Source organism: Prochlorococcus sp. MIT 1223 (assembly GCF_034092465.1).
GTDB lineage: Bacteria > Cyanobacteriota > Cyanobacteriia > PCC-6307 > Cyanobiaceae > AG-402-N21.
On the sequence record NZ_CP139303.1, the window covers coordinates 62879 to 80348 of the forward strand.

The window sequence follows — 17470 nt, forward strand, 5'->3', positions numbered from 1 at the left end:
CAGATAACAGGAGAATTACATGATCACAGTTACGGAGATTCTTCAACCAGTTGAGAAGGATATAGAAATCCTGCTCAAGGATCTTCGTAGCCTAATAGGAGCTGGTCATCCAATACTTCAAGCGGCTGCGGAGCACTTATTTAGCGCAGGAGGAAAGAGGTTACGTCCTGGAATCGTTTTATTGATATCTAGAGCAATATCAAAAGATGGAAATTTAACAGAAAAGCATAGAAGGCTTGCAGAGATTACTGAAATGATCCATACCGCTTCGCTTGTTCACGATGATGTTGTTGATGATGCTTCGACGCGAAGAGGAGTGCCAACGGTACATAGTCGTTTTAATCATAGGGTTGCTGTTCTTGCCGGTGATTTCCTTTTTGCTCAAGCAAGTTGGCATTTAGCAAATCTTGATAACTTGGAAGTTGTGAAGCTACTTAGTCGGGTCATTATGGATCTCGCCGATGGAGAAATAAAACAAGGACTTAATAGATACGAATCAGATCAATCTTTTGAGGCTTATCTAGAAAAAAGTTACTGTAAAACAGCCTCTTTAATGGCGAACAGTTGTAGAGCTGCGGGATCTTTATCGGGTCTTAATGACGATTATTTAAAGCTTCTGCATCTTTTTGGCAAGAAATTAGGACTGGCTTTTCAGGTTGTTGATGACATTCTTGATTTCACTGGAAACGAAAAACAACTAGGAAAACCTGCAGCAAGTGATCTGGCAAGCGGATATTTAACTGCTCCAGTTTTATATGCACTTGAAGAAAAGCCTTCTTTGTCAGGATTGATTGAAAGAGAATTTTCACGCGAGGGTGATCTTGAAAATGCCTTGAATTTAGTTAGAGAATCAAATGCTATTAATAAATCTAGAGAATTAGCTGAAAAGTTTGCTGAAGAATCTCGTGAAGCGCTTAATTGGTTGCCTGAATCTCCTTCCAGGCGAGCTTTATTGGAATTGCCAGAATTTGTTCTAAGTAGATTATTTTAGATGAATTCATTCAATTTTTTTAACTCTTTTAGGACTTCACTTAGATGGTTTATGTATTTAGGATTTGAGTCGCTTTGAGATTTAATTTGGACATCCAAGCTATTTTTAAGAATCCATACTTGGCATCCAGCAGCTAAAGCTGATTGAGACCCAGAAATGGAATCCTCTATGGCCCAACATTTTTTAGGGTTTGCTTCTAGTTTTCGAGCGCCTAATAAATATGGGTCAGGAAATGGTTTGCCTTCCCTAAGAGAAGGATCATCTCCTTCTACTCTTGCTAAGAAGCAATTTAGCCATGGATGTGGAGATATTTTATTCTTTACCGAAATCGAAGTGCTGCTTGTAACTAAAGCAATCGGACATTTGTTTTCAAAGCACCAATTAACAAGATCCCTAGCACCTGGCATGGCTTTTGCTTCTTTTAGAAGCCTTTTAGAAATAGGTTTATGCACCTCTAAAATTTCAGATGCATCTAGAGGTTTAGGAATCCAATTGAGAAGTTGAACCGCACAGTCAGTTCTTCTACGCCCTTGTAGAGAAAGTAGTTGCTTATTATTTAATTCTGTACCAAATGAAGAGGCTGTTTCCTTCCATGCTTTTCCATGAAGAGGCTCAGTATCAAGTAAAACTCCATCCAGATCAAAAAGAATAGCTTTAGGGAAGAACATGAATAATTTTATGTTTGTTTTAAAAAGCGTTTCACTCTTTGCATAAATTGATCATGACAGCTTGAATGCGATTAATTAGCAAGTTGTTTTTAAGATATGTCTTCTGATCAATCCTCACAGATTGAGTCTGTTCTAGAAGAACAGCGAATTTTTTCACCTGATTCTCAGAAGGATGGGGAATGCCTTGTACCAAGCTTTGAGGCTTATCAAAATTTGGTTGATCAATGTAAAAACAATCCAGATAAATTTTGGGCAGATCTTGCAAATAAAGAATTAGATTGGTTTGAACCTTTCCAAAAAGTACTTGATTGGTCTAATCCACCATTTGCAAGATGGTTTGATGGTGGAAAAATTAACATCTCATACAATTGTCTTGATCGACATCTAGGCACTTCAATTGCTGACAAAGATGCACTTGTTTGGGAGGGGGAAATAGGAGATATAAGGAGATTTACTTATAAGGAACTCCACTTAGAAGTATGCCGTACTGCTAATGCTCTTAAGGAACTTGGAATCAAGAAAGGAGATCTTGTTGCTTTATATATGCCTATGGTTCCAGAGGCAGCTATATCAATGCTCGCTTGTGCTCGCATTGGTGCTCCTCATTCAGTCGTTTTTGGAGGGTTTTCCTCCGAGGCTCTTCGTGATCGATTGATAGATGGTAATGCTAAAGCGGTAATAACTGCTGACGGTGGTTATCGAAAAGATAAGGTCATACCTCTTAAGGAAGCTGTTGATGCGGCTTTAGATGGAGGTGTTTGTCCAAGTGTCGAATCAGTTTTAGTTGTTCAAAGAACAAAAGAAGACATATTTATGGATGAAGGACGAGACCACTGGTGGCATGATCTCGTCTCAAGACAATCCGAGATTTGTCCCGCAGAAAGAATGGAAAGTGAAGACCGCCTTTTTGTTTTATATACTTCTGGTTCGACTGGAAAGCCAAAAGGAGTAGTTCACTCAACCGCTGGTTATAACCTTTGGGCACATTTGACTTTTAAGTGGATTTTCGACATAAGAGATGATGATATTTATTGGTGTACAGCCGATGTTGGTTGGATCACAGGTCATAGCTATATCGTTTATGGCCCCCTTTCTAATGGCGCTACTACAGTTATGTATGAAGGAGTTCCAAGACCTTCAAATCCTGGTGCATTTTGGGAACTTATTCAAAAACATAAAATCACTATCTTTTATACAGCTCCAACAGCAATAAGGGCCTTTATGAAATCAGGAAGAGATATTCCTGATAAATATGATTTAACAAGTCTTAGATTATTGGGAACAGTTGGTGAGCCTATAAACCCTGAAGCTTGGATGTGGTATCGAGAGATTATTGGAGGAAATCGCTGTCCAGTGATTGATACATGGTGGCAAACTGAAACAGGGGGAGTAATGATTAGTCCATTACCTGGAGCGACCCCAACCAAGCCAGGTTCAGCAACTTTTCCTCTTCCTGGAATAGAAGCAGATGTTGTAAATACAAAGGGAGAGTCCGTTGAGGTTAATGAGGGAGGGTATTTGGTTGTTAGGCGTCCTTGGCCAGGGATGATGAGAACTGTGCATGGAGACGCTAAGAGATTTCGAGAAAGTTATTGGGAGTTCATTAAACCTTCAAATGGATCTTATATTTATTTTGCTGGAGATGGAGCTAAAAAAGATAGTGATGGCTATTTCTGGGTAATGGGAAGAGTTGATGATGTTATTAATGTCTCAGGCCATCGATTAGGGACTATGGAAATTGAATCAGCTTTAGTTAGTCATTATTTGGTTTCTGAAGCGGCGGTCGTTGGAAGGCCAGATGATTTAAAGGGTGAATCAATTATGGCATTTGTTACTTTAGAAAGTGGCCACCAAGCTAATGACGAATTAATTACAGAATTAAGAGCTCATGTTGGATCTGAAATTGGCCCGATTGCGAGACCTGATCAAATAAAATTTACTGATGCATTGCCCAAAACCCGAAGTGGAAAAATTATGCGTAGAATTCTCAGGGCTCTAGCTTCTGGACAGGAGATAAAGGGAGATACTAGTACTTTAGAAGATAGAACTGTATTAGATAAATTAAGAACCTAAAGCTTTGATTGAATATCTTTGAATAGTATTAATTAATTCATTTAGATTTTTAATTTTATAAGTTTCATCTGACCATTCACTAAATAAGTTTTTTCTTAAACCCGAACTAACAGGAGTTAGGTGATCTCCCTTAAGCTTTAATTCAGTTGTTGAATCTTTAGCTCTTGATTTTAGAGCATTAGTCAAAATAGGACTTTGATCAATTCTGTCATTTAGAAAGTTAATAATCAGATTATTTTGCTGGATATATTGGGATCTAATTAAGTCCAAAGTCTCTATTGGGCTAGGACTAAATTCTGTTTTTAAATTAAGTTTGTTAGAAATTTTGCCTAGCATTGGTATAGATTTATTTGCATTAAAATTGTTAAAACTTAAAGAAATTAGAGCACAGTTGTTTCTACCTCTATCTGGAGAGAGTAAATGCAATTTGCAACCAAGACTATGACCAATTCTAATAACTTTTAAGGGTGCATTCACTCTTGACTCTATTTTTTTTCGACATAATCTAAAATTTCTCCATGCATCATTAGCTTGAGATTGATGGTCAAAAGAGGGTAGGTAGGTCCATGCATGAATAGCAAAACCTTTTTTTTTAAGACTCTCAAGAAAATATTTATAGCTTATGTTGGGGCTCGCTGAAAGGTAGCTCCCACCGATGAATTCAATTAAGCCAAGAGGCCTTGATGGCCAAATACACCAGATTTTGTTTAATAATCGCCACTTACACATTCCTTTGATTTCAATCTCTGTTTAAATTCTTAGAGATTTTAAATGGACTTGCCATCTACGGGAGAATAAGGACATATTTAATTCTTAACCGGTGAATCAAAAGGTTGAAAATCAAAGACAGAATACTCAAATGGAACTCCTGCATCACCTAGAAGTTCCAAGCGTCTTTTTAAATGATGCACAGGAATCTAAACAGATCTCTGTTCCTACCACCACAGTAGTTGAAGAATCTCATGGAAACTTATCTGGTAAGCCTAATAATATTTTGATTTTAGATACAGAAACAACGGGACTTGATCCTAATAAGAGTCTCTGTATGGAAGTAGGCGTTATTTTATTTAATGTCTCCAATAGATCAGTTCTTTCTCAGCAATCATTCTTATTACCAGTGGAGACGAATGAAGCAGAGGATATAAACAATATTCCAGCTGAAATAACAAGATTGAATCAACCTTGGAAAGAAGGGATAAAATTTTTTGAAGCTTTGTTGGATCAATGTGATGCTGTAGTTGCTCATAATGCCTCTTTTGATCGCCAATGGTTTGGGAAAGGATTGTTGCCCGCAATTAATAAGCCGTGGATATGTACTATGGAAGATATTTCATGGCCTGCTAAGAAGAGACTAAGTAAAAGACCCTCTGTTAGAGATCTTGCTATTGCTTATGGGATACCCGTTTGGAATGCTCATCGCGCTTTGACTGATTGTATTTATCTTGCGGAAGTCCTTCTACGATGTGATGACTTAGAGGAATTATTAACTCTTGGGCTTGAGCCTAGACGACTCATGAAAGCAGAAGTTTCTTATGAAAGAAGGCATCTAGCAAAAGAAGCTGGCTTTAGATGGAATGATCCTATAAAAGGAGCTTGGACAAGGAGATTGAGTGAAAGAGAAGCTTTGGAGTTAGAATTCAAGGTAGCTTTAGTAGATTTAGATAAGCAATGAATTGCTTCTAAATTGAAAAAGTCAATTCTTTGTTCTCCTAATCCAAAGCTTTTATTGCATCTTTAGTTCAAAACGATTTTATTATTTGCAGGTTTCAGGTCTATTGGAATAAGGTTCTACTTATCTTTTTGAAGTTTTTCAATAAGGGAAATTCATTTCTAAATTAGAGGCCCCTTTGCAGGATGCATAAGTTTCAGAGTTTACGAGGAATGGTTGATTTACTACCTGCTCAGATAAGACTCTGGCAGATGGTTGAATCCAAAGCGCGTAAACATTTTCGAAGAGCAATAATTGATGAAATAAGAACGCCAATTCTTGAGTCAACTGAATTGTTTGCGCGTGGGATAGGAGAAGGAACAGATGTTGTGGGGAAAGAAATGTATACCTTTGTCGATAGAGGGGATCGCTCTTGCACTCTTCGTCCAGAAGGTACTGCATCAGTTGTTCGTGCAATTATCGAAAATGGATTAATTAATCAGGGCCCACAACGTCTTTGGTATTCAGGACCAATGTTTCGATATGAGCGCCCACAGGCGGGGAGACAAAGGCAATTTCATCAAATAGGAGTTGAATTTTTTGGACTTGATTCAGTAAATGCTGATGCTGACTTGATCTCTATTGCGTGGGACTTGCTCAATGATTTAGGCCTAAAAGGTTTAACTCTTGAACTTAATACTTTAGGAAGCCTTGATGATAGGAACAAATTTCGTGCTTTATTTGTGAAATGGTTAGAAGATCGTTTTGAGTTACTGGATCAAGACTCAAAAGAACGTGTACATAAAAACCCTTTGCGAATACTTGATACCAAAAACCCTCGAACTAAGGAATTATTAATGGACGCACCTTCATTGAACAACACTCTCTGTAATGAGAGTCGGCAACGGTTTGAGTCTCTACAGGAAATACTGAATAACTTGGAAATCCCTTTTAAATTAAATTTTGGACTTGTAAGAGGTTTGGATTATTACTGTCATACAGCTTTTGAGATAACAAGCGATGATCTTGGAGCCCAAGCAACTGTGTGTGGTGGAGGTAGATATGATGGCTTAGTTAAGCAACTAGGAGGTCCTGACGTATCATCTATAGGATGGGCAATAGGAGTTGAAAGATTAATTCTATTATTAGAAAAGTCTAATTCGAATTCAATCTCTCCTTATATTTACCTAGTCAATAAAGGAAATAAAGCTTCATTAGTTGCATTGTCTATTGCAAGAAAATTACGTTTAGCCAATTTTTCTATTGATATAGATTTTTCGGGTAGTGCCTTCTCCAAACAATTTAAGAGAGCCTCTCGTTCAGGAGCTAAATGGGCAATTATTTTAGGAGATGATGAAGTTGATGAAGGGAGAATTAATGTTAAAAAGATGAGATCTGATAAAGATTTAGAAATGGATGATTTGTTATTTTCACTATATGATCTTGAAGGATTAATCAGTTTTTTTGAAAATTCTTCTATAGAGAATTAATTATGAAAATAAATTCAATAAGCCATATATGTTGTATAGGAGCTGGTTATGTAGGTGGCCCAACAATGTCTGTAATAGCAGATAGATGTCCAGATATTGAAGTAACTGTTATTGATATTAATAAGGACAGAATTGATGCCTGGAATGAAAAAGATTTAAGGAAAATCCCTGTATATGAACCAGGTCTTGATGAGGTCCTTAAGAGAGCAAGAGGTAGGAATCTTTTTTTTTCAACAGCAATCGAAGCTTCAATAGCTAAGGCAGACATTGTTTTCATTTCAGTTAATACTCCCATAAAATCCAAAGGTGTCGGAGCAGGACAAGCAAGTGATATTCGTTGGGTTGAAGCTAGCGCTAGGCAAGTGGCTAAATATGCAAAAGGTAAAACAATAGTTGTTGAGAAAAGTACTTTGCCCGTAAGAACGGCAGCAGCAATTAAATCCATATTAGAAACTCCAAATAAGAACATTTCAGAAGACGAATCTTGTCAACGGTTCTCAGTATTATCAAATCCAGAATTCTTGGCTGAAGGTACTGCAATTAAAGACTTAGAAGAACCTGACCGAGTTTTAATTGGAGGAGATGATTCAAGTGCAATAGAAGCTTTGAAAAGTATTTATTTAAGGTGGGTTCCTAAAGAACAAATACTTTGTACAAATCTTTGGAGCAGTGAATTATCTAAACTAATTTCAAATGCATTTTTGGCACAAAGAATAAGTTCTATAAATGCTGTTTCTGCTTTATGTGAGGTTACTGGAGCAGATGTAAGAGAGGTTTCTAAGGCAATAGGAGCTGATCATAGAATAGGAAAAAAATTCCTTGAAGCCGGACCTGGATTTGGTGGCAGCTGTTTCAAGAAGGATATTCTTAATCTTGTTTATCTTTGCAATCACTTTGGACTCCCTGAAGTTGCTTCTTATTGGGAACAGGTTATTGAATTAAATGCGTGGCAACAGCAGAGAATTTACAGAACTATATTGCATAAACTTTTTGGGACGGTAAATGGGAAAAAACTAGCAATATTAGGATTTGCTTTTAAAGCTGATACAAATGATACGAGGGAATCACCTTCCTTACGAATTGCTTTGGATTTGCTAGAAGAGGGTGCATTGCTTTCTATTCATGATCCGAAAGTTAGTGAAGACAAAATATTTGAAGACTTGAATAGGAATGAAGCTGCATGGGAAGGTAAATGGTCATATGTTAAAACCATTTCAGAGGCTGTAATAGAAGCTGATGCAGTCTTAATTCTTACTGACTGGAAAGAATATGCTGAGCTTGACTGGTTTGATCTTGCCAAAAAGATGAGGGCTCCGGCATGGGTTTTTGATACTCGTTCAATTGTGGAACCAAGCCAAATTAAAAGTGCAGGTTTGAATTTTTGGAGAGTGGGAGATGGTGTGAATTAAAAAAGACTTTTGAACAATTGATACCACATAAATGTATTAGTAGTATGATCCTTTTGAATGATTACTAGTATTTAGAAAAAAAGGCAATGCCCCATAAATTATTATTTATATCTCTATCTTTAATATCTATAATTTATCTAATTAAATATAAGTCAAAAAAACGAAGAAACCTTCAATTTAATAAGTTAAGTATGATTGAATGGATGCAAATGAGTAACTCAGATAGACAAAATAGTTACAATAGACAAAGGATAGATTCAATGAATAGGAAGAAGATGCTTTTGAAAGACATAAGGAAAGAGTATAATAAAATTAAGTCAAGATAGTTTATATATAAATTTATCACAGCATTATTTCCTATAGATATTTTTAATAAGTCTTTCCTTAAAATTAATTACTAGAAAATTTAAAATTTTGGATTACAATCAATTATGAAATGGCCACCTGTAAAAGCTTGGACTAGCCACTATAAAATAAAAGAAAGAAGATACTTTGTCGCAATTAATTATGGAGGCAAAGGCAAAAATAGATGGGTTAATATGTTGTCAGTATTGGAAGGAGAAGTTTATATAAGAGTTCCTTGGGAGGAACTCGATGATATTAAATATTGGTCTCCAGGTTGGATTGATATCGAAGAGAAACGAAATATCGATTTAATTGAAATCCCAGTAAATTCTATGGATAATTCAATTTGCCTGCACCCCTCTGAGGATTCTGGCTTGCAAATACCTTCTCAAGCACAAAAACTTAGAAGTTGGAGTTGAACACCTTAAGTTCGTGCTTTTCATTGTTCTTAAAAATCCACTCCAAATCAAGTTTTTCTATATTTGTCATTAAAGGTTGTATTTTTACTCAATTGTTGTTGTCTTACTTACTTGTTTTGAGAAATTGCGTTATTAAGGGAAAACAAATGAATTTGTTATGAATGAAAGTCCTTGGCTTAATGAACTAGAGGCTAGTAAGAAGCTGGGAGTAACAAAAGATACCCTAAGGATATGGAGAGAAATTGGATATTTAAAACCAGGAACTCATTGGAGGAGTGCTCCTTCCCCTCAAGACAACCCATGGTCACCAAAGGTTATCTACCATGTTAGGTGGTGTAAGGAAATAATTGATTACTGGGCTAAAGAGGATGCACCAGTTTCTAGACAAGTAGCATAAATATATTTTCAGTAAAAATAGACTATAAATTGATTCTCAATAATTTTGTTTATTGTACGAGAGCTTCATTTCTGCACTCTTGGATAGATGTTTGCAAGGCTGGGTATAGTCCAATCATATTCAAATATTCTTCTGAAGATCTATATCCTTGCGCAAGTTCTCTATAATGTTCAACTGTCTGCATTTCAAGACTTAAATTCGCTTCGCCGATTTTTATGAATTCCATTTCCTATAACCTTCTTTTTTGAAATTGCTTACTTACTGATAATTAGATTTATGCTATGTAATTTGATTTTTTATGTTAATTAAATAATTGCCAGCTACTTTGTTAAGAAAAACTGACTTCTCTCCTGATTATTTATAGGGAGAACAAATTCTCAGATTAATTCAGGAGGTAAATTTGGTATGAACTTTTTAAAGTAGTTTGCGAGAAACCAGAGGATGACAATATTACCTAGCATTGCTAGAGCGAATCTGAGCCTTAGGTCTTTGACTAACTCTAAAAGCTTTACAAGAGGTTCCATGGGTTTTAAATAATCAAGAACTTATTATAAAAGAAAATGCCTTTGTTAATAAAACTCTCCTAATTATAGATGCATTAAGTTAAAACAGCTCTAGTTTTATGGATAATCTATGCGTTTTATTTAATATGCATTTTGCCTTGAATTTATTCAAATAGATATCAAGAAACATTCTGAGGATTTTTCAAATCCCGAGGATTATAGAATTTAAAATTTACTTTATCGAATAGTCGAAAACCTATTTTTTAATCAAAAAATTAGGATTTTGATGATTTCAAGTATTTACAGAATATATAAATTCTTTATTTAAGATGAGTCTTAGCTCAAATTGAAGTAAGTTTGGTGCGTTTTGCAGCGTTAAACCTCTAATGCAGACCTATGGTAATCCAGATGTCACCTATGGATGGTGGGCTGGTAATTCTGGGGTCACCAACCGCTCAGGCAAATTTATTGCTGCTCATGCCGCTCATACCGGCCTGATTGCATTCTGGGCAGGTGCCTTCACTTTATTTGAATTGGCTCGTTATGACCCTTCTATTCCAATGGGTCATCAGCCATTAATAGCTTTACCTCACCTTGCGACCCTTGGTATTGGTTTTGATGAGGCAGGTGTAGCAATGGGCAATCCTACTCCAGTTATTGCAGTTGCTGTGGTTCACTTAGTTGCTTCCATGGTTTATGGAGCCGGTGGCCTTTTGCATTCACTTGCTTTTAGTAGTGATATGCAGGATTCAGATGTAGCCCAAGCTAGAAAGTTTAAACTTGAATGGGATAACCCTGATAATCAAACTTTCATCCTTGGTCACCATTTAATTCTTTTTGGAATAGCCAATATCTGGTTTGTTGAATGGGCCAGAATACATGGAATTTATGATCCTGTTGTGGACTCAGTTCGCCAGGTCGAATACAACCTGAATTTAAGTACTGTTTGGAATCATCAGTTTGATTTCCTTTCTATTAATAGTTTGGAAGATGTAATGGGAGGCCATGCTTTCTTGGCTTTCTTGCAGATAACTGGTGGTGCTTTCCATATAGCGACTAAACAAGTTGGTGAATACACCAAATTTAAAGGGGCTGGATTACTAGGAGCTGAAGCTATCCTTTCTTTCTCTTTAGCTGGAATTGGTTGGATGGCAATTGTTGCAGCTTTCTGGTGCGCAACAAATACAACTGTTTACCCAGAGACTTTCTTTGGTGAAACTCTTTCACTTCAATTTGGCATCTCCCCTTACTGGATTGATACTGTTGACCTAGCTGATGGAGCACATACTTCACGAGCATGGTTGTCAAACGTTCACTATTACTTTGGTTTCTTCTTTATTCAAGGACACCTTTGGCATGCACTTCGTGCTATGGGTTTTGATTTTAAGCGTGTATCAAGCGCTATCTCTAACTTGGATAATGCAAGTGTGACTTTAAAGTAATTAGTTAAGTCCATTTTAATAGTCAATAAAAAGGCATCATCCTTCTGGGTGATGCCTTTTTATTATTAAATTAATCTTTGCAAGTTATAAATTCTGCGCTTAAGTGGTTTCAATGAACAATATCGTTAATGGCTTATCTATCTTCTCAAAAAACTTTGTATTCCTTAGAAAAACCTTTTCTATATAAGAATACTAGCAATTCAGATTTCTTATTAACTTTAGGTTTAGTTGAATTTGCTATTCAGGCTTTGTTCCTTCTTTTATTTCTCTAGTTGAAATTTAGAGGAGGATATAACTCCTTTTTTTTGAGAAATGTTTTATACGTTTAAAATAAATTGTTTCAGAAGGATTCAGGTTAGTATGTATTTAATGCTTTCTTTCAAGTTGGAGAAGTTTTGTTAAAAGGATTTTATTTATCTTTTATCTAGCTTTATAAATGAATGAAATATTTGAAATTATAAAAGACTTTATTCCTTTGAGTGCAATACCTTCATTCACAGTCTCCTTTGGCCTTCTTGTTTTAATAGGTTTTCTTTTGAGTCTTGGTAGAAGGTTGGAGTCTGCAATGAGATTAGAAAGATTTGGTATACCAATAGCTTTATTATTCGGACTTTTTGCTCTATGCGTTGGTCCTTATGGACCCATTCCTGTATTGCCTGAATCTGTAACTGATATTTGGGTTAATTTGCCTAGCCCGCTTCTTACTTTGGTTTTTGCAACTCTTATGATTGGTAGACCTATCCCTAACGGTAAAGGGATTTGGAAGCCTGTAGCTAATCAAGCATTATTGGGATTCCTTTTGGGTTTTGGTCAGTATTTGGTTGGAGGTTTAGCCGTATTACTTTTTCTAACCCCTTATTTTAATGTAGACCCATTAATGGGATGTCTTATAGAGGTTGGTTTTGAGGGAGGGCATGGGGCCGCTGCAATTATGGGCCAAAGTTTTGAGAAACTTGGTTTTAATGGCGGATTAGATCTTGGACTTGCAATGGCCACTGTTGGATTACTTTCTTCAACATTAATTGGTAGTGTTTTAGTCGTAATTGCCCGTTCTAGAGGATGGGTTGTTTTTCAGGCTGCGAGTACCAAAGAAGATTCAATTTATTCAGAAAATCCAATATCTTTTTGGGAGCAAGTTAGACAACTTTTATGCAATCTTGGGTTAGCAGGATGTGCTGTTTTATTTGCTGTTTTGATGCTTTCGTTTATAAGGTTATTAGCACCTTATTTCGGTGGTGTTCTTACTGATGTTGCTAATGTCTTCCCAGTCTTCCCTTTAGCGTTAGTTGGCTCATTTCTTATAAGATTTATTTTAGAGAAAACTGGTAAAGAAAGACTTGTCTCTTCCATCTTGCAGAGAGAGATTGGAATTCTTTCCACAGACCTTCTTATAACAATTGCTATGGCTGGACTGAACTTGCCGATTTTAAGAAATGATTGGATTCCTCTATCTATTCTTGCTATTAGTGGACTGTGTTGGAACCTCGCTGGAATGTTTATATTTGCTAGAATTACTTTTAAGGAGGAATGGTTTGAAAGATCACTAACTGAATTTGGTAATGCAACTGGAGTTGCTGCTAGCGGTCTCCTTTTACTTAGGCTTGCTGACCCCATAGATTCGACCAAGACATTGCCAATTTTCTCAATTAAGCAATTATTTCTTCAACCTCTACTTTCAGGAGGATTGATCACTGTTATAGCTCCTTTAGTTATAAACAAAATAGGCTTATTAGAGTGGACAGAAATTTGTGGATTGATAACTATTCTGATTATCTTATCAACATTTATATTTAAATTAAATAATGAGTAATGAATATTTTAATATTTGATTTAATAAACTTTGTCATTACGATTTAGAGTTCTATTAGTTTAATCCTTACAATCTAAATGAATTGGAAACTCCAGGAAGAAATTCCCTCTCAGGAGGCAAGGGAGAAATGGTTTAAGAGTCATCTTCTTGGCCGTGAAGTTGAATTGCGTGAACTTTATGAATTGCCTCAAAATGAATTAGACTTGATAATGGCTGAGACTGCAGAATTAAGAAGTGAAGTAGGAAATAGAGATAGGAATTTGGGCAAATTCTGTACAGCAGGATATTTCCTGGAATTAGCTAGAATAATTGACAAGAGAAGGTCAATTGAACAATAAATTTCTAGAAGTTTAAAGTTTTAGCCAAGTAGGCTCATCTTCCTTTTTCCATACTTTATTTTTAAACATCAATTTTCTAAAGTTACTTTGATTTAAATACTTATATATCCATTTATGTATATACTTAAGATCTGTATTTCTTTTAAATAGGTTAGGATCAGCAATATAGTATTGACGAACAAAAGGCCATATTGACCAATCAGCGATAGTCTCTTTATTTGAAACAAGCCAAATTCGAGATCCGATTTGCTCTGATTTTGATAGTTTATCATTCCACTCAGAAAGAATCTTTATAGCTTCATTCTTATGTGAAATTGGATCACAATTAGTGAATCTAGAGGCATACTTAAATCTATCTAAGTGATACTTAAATTTATTATCATTTTGAACAATAAGAGAGGAGACTTCGTCTTCATTCTTTTTACTATTATAAAAGATATCTTGGCAATAAGTGGAATTGCTAAGTGCCCATTTGATAATATCCAGACTTTCGTCTATTACGAATTCTTCTTTTGTTATAAGGACTGGTACGGTGGCCTTGTGAGATAATCTTACTAGTTCTATTGGCTTATCTTTTAAATCCACCTCTCTTATCATTACAGATTTTTTGCACCTTATTAATGCCCATCTTGCTCTCATTGCGTATGGACAACGCCTGAAACTGTATAAAACATTTTCCTGAGTCATTTAGGATTTTTCATGAATTTTAGTAGGATTCATTTATAAATATAATTTAATTGCCCGAATATGAATTTTTAGTCTTTCTTTGCTAAGATACTAAGTTATCACCTTGAGACAAAAGCTTATTATTTTATATCAGGATTGCCAACTTTTATTCATTCAGATCCATTAGAGGAGGATAGTATGTCTGGTTATGTATATCTAGTAAGGAATGCTGATCTATATATGATTGGAAGGACCAATGAACTTGAGAAGAAAATAAAATCACTAAAACCCGATGAAATTATAAAGACCTTAAAAGTAGATGATCCTAGGTATTTACAAGCAAGGCTTTTTAGAAGATATAAATCAAAAAGAATTCCTGACACAAATTATTTTCGACTTACGAACGATCAATTGGTTGACTGTTCTAATCATTTGAGCTCTAAAGGATATTTGCCATCTACTCTTGCGGCAGAAGTCACTATTGGCTTAACAGCCTCACTCCTTCTATTTGTAATTGCCTTTGTAATTGCGATGTGTCTTGGAAAAGGATTGGCAAATAGCTTTGCATTCTCTTTGCCTATAGGATCAATACCGATGTGGTCTTTGTTTTTTATTGGAAGTTTTGGTGGCTATGACATTAAAGACTTGCCGCTTTTTTCATCTTGGATAAATAGAGCTAAAGCATTGGTCTACGCCATAATTATAACTTCATTTTCATATTTCACTTTCTCTTTCCTAACTAATATCAATACTTAAATATACGATATTGCTTAATTACTACTATGTTCTCTTGCTAAATAATATTAACTGCTATTGCTAGCGTTAAAAAAGCTGTTTAAATGCATTTAATCTCAGTCCTATTGGGTCGGGGGTTTAACCTTTCCTTTGAATTTACATGGAATTTTCAAGCCTTTTGGATCTATTAGGACCTTACAAAGAAAATATCATTCAATTTTACTCAATTTCCTCGTTAGCTATTTCTATAATTGTGATTCTTTGGTTGTTCAATCTTGTTTCAACTTTTATTCGTCAAACCTTTCTGCTAGGAAAGTCAATAGGTTATTTCTATAGAAAATATATTCATTCATTTATTAAATTAATTATTTCTAAATTATCAAAGATAGGTAAGTTAGAGTCTAAATTAAATATTAATGTACAGAAGTTGCCCAACTATAATTAATAGTTTTTTTCTAAGATACAATTAACTGGAACTTCAAAAGGAATAGAGCTGTTAGGCAATTTGAGTAATGTAGAACTTATTAATGCAATATCTTCAACTTGAGTCATGTCTTCTTTCTTTATTGAGTTAATATTACTAGCCATATTGGTATTAACCCATCCTGGACAGATTGCAGTTACTCTTATACCTTTCTCCCACCCTTCATTTCGCATTGTTTGACATAAACCCATTAATCCGAATTTGCTTACTGTATAGCCTGCAAGATTTCCTTTTGATCTTTTCCCACTCATAGATACTAAAACTTGTATTCTTCCGCTCCCATCATTTTCTAAATCTTTCCAAACCTCTTTTGTTAGCAGCCAAGGTCCCATTAAATTTACTCTCCAAAGCTTGTCTAATTCTTTTTCCTCTTCCTCTAAGAACAGTAGGCCAGTATTCTTAAAAATTCCAGCACAGTGAATAACAGTATTTATTGAGCCAAAGCTTTTATGAGTATTATTAATCCATTCTTTTATTGAAGGGTTATTTTCTGCATCATAATAATTAACAATTAATTTATCTTTTGCAAATTTCTCAGGGTCTAACTCTGTTCCTTTTAAAAAACTTGGATTCCTTATTCCTAAACTTACTCTATGGCCGTCTTTTAAAGCCCTTAAAGCTATAGCACTTCCTATGCCACCTGAAGAACCTGTTATAAGTATTGTTCTCAATTTATTTTTTAAGGTTTAATAAACTTCCAAAGCAATTTGAGTTCTTTCCCTTGCATTGCCATTAGCCCCCATTTGACACTCCAGGGTGCTTTCTTGAACATACTCCACATTGAATTAATCAGTTCGTTCAGACTTAATGTGTTGGTTAAAAATCCATACCATTGATTATTTGGAAGTTTGAAAAATTGAATAAAGAATTCCCTTAGTTGAGACTCTTCAAAACGCATTAGTTTCTCAAGACCAAAAGTATAAAGAGCTTTTTTTTTAATAAGTTCCTTTGGCCAAAGGGCTTTCCAGCCTTCTTGTGCAATTTTCTCTGGTGAATTGGACTTCTCTTCCATTGACTTCGCAATAGCTTTCGCTAGCACTGGTGCTCTTCTAAGTAAACTTCCAACCAAGTAGCCAGATGCTGGATGAACCATTCCAGCCGCACCTCCAAAACTTAGAATGGGTTGATCTAAAGACGGTATCGGCATATTCATTGGTAAATAAACCCCAAGTTCTTCGTATTCAAGTTTTGTAAGTTTTATTCCTCGGTATTCAAGTCTTTTATTCAGTCTAGATTTAAGTACTTCTAGTGATAATGGTGGTGCAAGCCCAAGTGAGGTTTCCTCTAAGAAGAATTTATTGCTTCCAAAATCCATAGCATATAAGAATGTTGGAGGTTCTAATTTTTCGTTTGAAGTAAGGTGATCACATCGATAATCCATTAAAACGAATTGCCCTTCGTCAACAGGAGGTGAACTAAATTCACCCACTATTCCATAGCAAGTTTGGACAGCAATTGGCCCTTCATCAGGTATTTGTAGAAAAGCAGGCTTATATCCGGTTGCATCAATTATCAACCTTGCTGTTAGTTCTAACCCTTTTGAAGTAGTAACAGTGCTTATATCAGTATCAACTTTCAGATCTATAGCCTTACCAATGTGCCAAGTTACTAGAAACTTTTTACATTGATTAATCCAATATTGTTGCAGCTTTACTTTGTCAAAAAGCCCATAATCTCTGGCGTGATTAGTTGGGAAATTTTTATTGTTACCTTTGTGCTTTGAACCTTCACCAAAAAAACTGACTGTATTGCTCCATCTATGCTCAAGAAGATCAGACAATCCAAGCTGATCAACTTCTTCACCCCAAATACCATAGGTAAATGGCCAAGGTTTATGAGGCTCTGTTTCAGATAGTATTCCTACTTTTAGGTTTTCTTTGCCTAGAGCAGATGCAATAGATAATGCACCTGGGCCGCAACCAAGCACTAATGCATCAATTCGTGCATTAGTGTCCATTTCTTCTCCTAAAACTTCTTGCAGTACATTCTTGTACCCCTTTAACAAAAGTCATAGAGATAATTAGAGTTTTTTGGCACCATTGGCCAATCATT

17 protein-coding genes are annotated in these 17470 nt (G+C 35.5%); 11 read left to right on the top strand and 6 right to left on the bottom strand.

From position 1 onward, the window contains the following. The first annotated feature begins 19 nt into the window (after positions 1 to 19). Complete coding sequence (gene sds / locus SOI85_RS00300) at positions 20 to 991, top strand: solanesyl diphosphate synthase (protein WP_320664242.1); 972 nt, start codon at positions 20 to 22, stop codon at positions 989 to 991. On the opposite strand, the gene SOI85_RS00305 is transcribed toward sds, so the two are convergent. Then, on the bottom strand, positions 988 to 1659 hold the full coding sequence (locus SOI85_RS00305; RefSeq protein WP_320664243.1) for an HAD family phosphatase: 672 nt from the start codon (positions 1657 to 1659) through the stop codon (positions 988 to 990). The genes sds and SOI85_RS00305 overlap by 4 nt on opposite strands. A gap of 96 nt (positions 1660 to 1755) precedes the next feature. Here SOI85_RS00305 and acs point away from each other — a divergent pair, with 96 nt between their 5' ends. Then, complete coding sequence (gene acs / locus SOI85_RS00310; protein ID WP_320664244.1) at positions 1756 to 3732, top strand: acetate--CoA ligase; 1977 nt, start codon at positions 1756 to 1758, stop codon at positions 3730 to 3732. Here acs and SOI85_RS00315 read toward each other — a convergent pair. After that, the gene (locus tag SOI85_RS00315; RefSeq protein WP_320664245.1) at positions 3721 to 4461 is read right to left on the bottom strand and encodes a DUF1350 family protein; all 741 of its coding nucleotides are present in this window, start codon (positions 4459 to 4461) and stop codon (positions 3721 to 3723) included. The two genes, acs and SOI85_RS00315, sit on opposite strands and share 12 nt — an antisense overlap. A 91-nt stretch (positions 4462 to 4552) precedes the next feature. On the opposite strand from SOI85_RS00315, the gene SOI85_RS00320 reads away from it, so the two are divergent. The 5 genes from SOI85_RS00320 (at position 4553) to SOI85_RS00340 (ending at position 9440) form a co-directional block, all read left to right on the top strand. After that, the gene (locus SOI85_RS00320) at positions 4553 to 5404 is read left to right on the top strand and encodes a 3'-5' exonuclease (protein ID WP_320664246.1); all 852 of its coding nucleotides are present in this window, start codon (positions 4553 to 4555) and stop codon (positions 5402 to 5404) included. 182 nt (positions 5405 to 5586) lie between these two features. Further along, positions 5587 to 6870, top strand: a complete 1284-nt coding sequence (gene hisS, locus SOI85_RS00325) for a histidine--tRNA ligase (RefSeq protein ID WP_320664247.1) — start codon at positions 5587 to 5589, stop codon at positions 6868 to 6870. Between the two features lie 2 nt (positions 6871 to 6872). Continuing rightward, positions 6873 to 8279: a nucleotide sugar dehydrogenase gene (locus SOI85_RS00330; protein ID WP_320664248.1), complete on the top strand. Its 1407-nt coding sequence runs from the start codon at positions 6873 to 6875 to the stop codon at positions 8277 to 8279. A 431-nt stretch (positions 8280 to 8710) separates the two neighbouring features. Then, positions 8711 to 9043, top strand: a complete 333-nt coding sequence (locus SOI85_RS00335) for a TIGR02450 family Trp-rich protein (protein WP_320664249.1) — start codon at positions 8711 to 8713, stop codon at positions 9041 to 9043. Positions 9044 to 9200: 157 nt separating this feature from the next. Next, positions 9201 to 9440, top strand: a complete 240-nt coding sequence (locus tag SOI85_RS00340; RefSeq protein WP_320664250.1) for a MerR family transcriptional regulator — start codon at positions 9201 to 9203, stop codon at positions 9438 to 9440. A gap of 49 nt (positions 9441 to 9489) precedes the next feature. On the opposite strand, the gene SOI85_RS00345 is transcribed toward SOI85_RS00340, so the two are convergent. After that, the gene (locus SOI85_RS00345; RefSeq protein WP_320664251.1) at positions 9490 to 9666 is read right to left on the bottom strand and encodes a hypothetical protein; all 177 of its coding nucleotides are present in this window, start codon (positions 9664 to 9666) and stop codon (positions 9490 to 9492) included. A gap of 663 nt (positions 9667 to 10329) precedes the next feature. On the opposite strand from SOI85_RS00345, the gene SOI85_RS00350 reads away from it, so the two are divergent. The 3 genes from SOI85_RS00350 (at position 10330) to SOI85_RS00360 (ending at position 13533) form a co-directional block, all read left to right on the top strand. Continuing rightward, positions 10330 to 11385: a chlorophyll a/b binding light-harvesting protein gene (locus tag SOI85_RS00350; protein ID WP_320664252.1), complete on the top strand. Its 1056-nt coding sequence runs from the start codon at positions 10330 to 10332 to the stop codon at positions 11383 to 11385. Positions 11386 to 11821: 436 nt separating this feature from the next. Beyond that, positions 11822 to 13195, top strand: coding sequence for a sodium/glutamate symporter (locus SOI85_RS00355; protein ID WP_320664253.1), 1374 nt, complete (start codon positions 11822 to 11824; stop codon positions 13193 to 13195). A gap of 77 nt (positions 13196 to 13272) precedes the next feature. Continuing rightward, a complete protein-coding gene (locus SOI85_RS00360) occupies positions 13273 to 13533 on the top strand; it encodes a hypothetical protein (protein ID WP_320664254.1) in 261 nt (86 codons plus the stop codon). A gap of 12 nt (positions 13534 to 13545) precedes the next feature. Here SOI85_RS00360 and SOI85_RS00365 read toward each other — a convergent pair whose 3' ends face one another. Continuing rightward, complete coding sequence (locus tag SOI85_RS00365; protein WP_320664255.1) at positions 13546 to 14220, bottom strand: glutathione S-transferase N-terminal domain-containing protein; 675 nt, start codon at positions 14218 to 14220, stop codon at positions 13546 to 13548. Between the two features lie 177 nt (positions 14221 to 14397). On the opposite strand from SOI85_RS00365, the gene SOI85_RS00370 reads away from it, so the two are divergent. Next, the gene (locus SOI85_RS00370; protein ID WP_320664256.1) at positions 14398 to 14955 is read left to right on the top strand and encodes a GIY-YIG nuclease family protein; all 558 of its coding nucleotides are present in this window, start codon (positions 14398 to 14400) and stop codon (positions 14953 to 14955) included. Positions 14956 to 15375: 420 nt separating this feature from the next. Here the strand turns inward: SOI85_RS00370 and SOI85_RS00375 are convergent, their stop codons facing one another. Together SOI85_RS00375 and crtL are read right to left on the bottom strand one after the other, a co-directional pair. Further along, complete coding sequence (locus SOI85_RS00375; protein ID WP_320664257.1) at positions 15376 to 16089, bottom strand: SDR family NAD(P)-dependent oxidoreductase; 714 nt, start codon at positions 16087 to 16089, stop codon at positions 15376 to 15378. Between the two features lie 8 nt (positions 16090 to 16097). Continuing rightward, positions 16098 to 17375, bottom strand: a complete 1278-nt coding sequence (gene crtL, locus SOI85_RS00380; protein ID WP_320664258.1) for a lycopene beta cyclase — start codon at positions 17373 to 17375, stop codon at positions 16098 to 16100. Between the last annotated feature and the right edge of the window lie 95 nt (positions 17376 to 17470).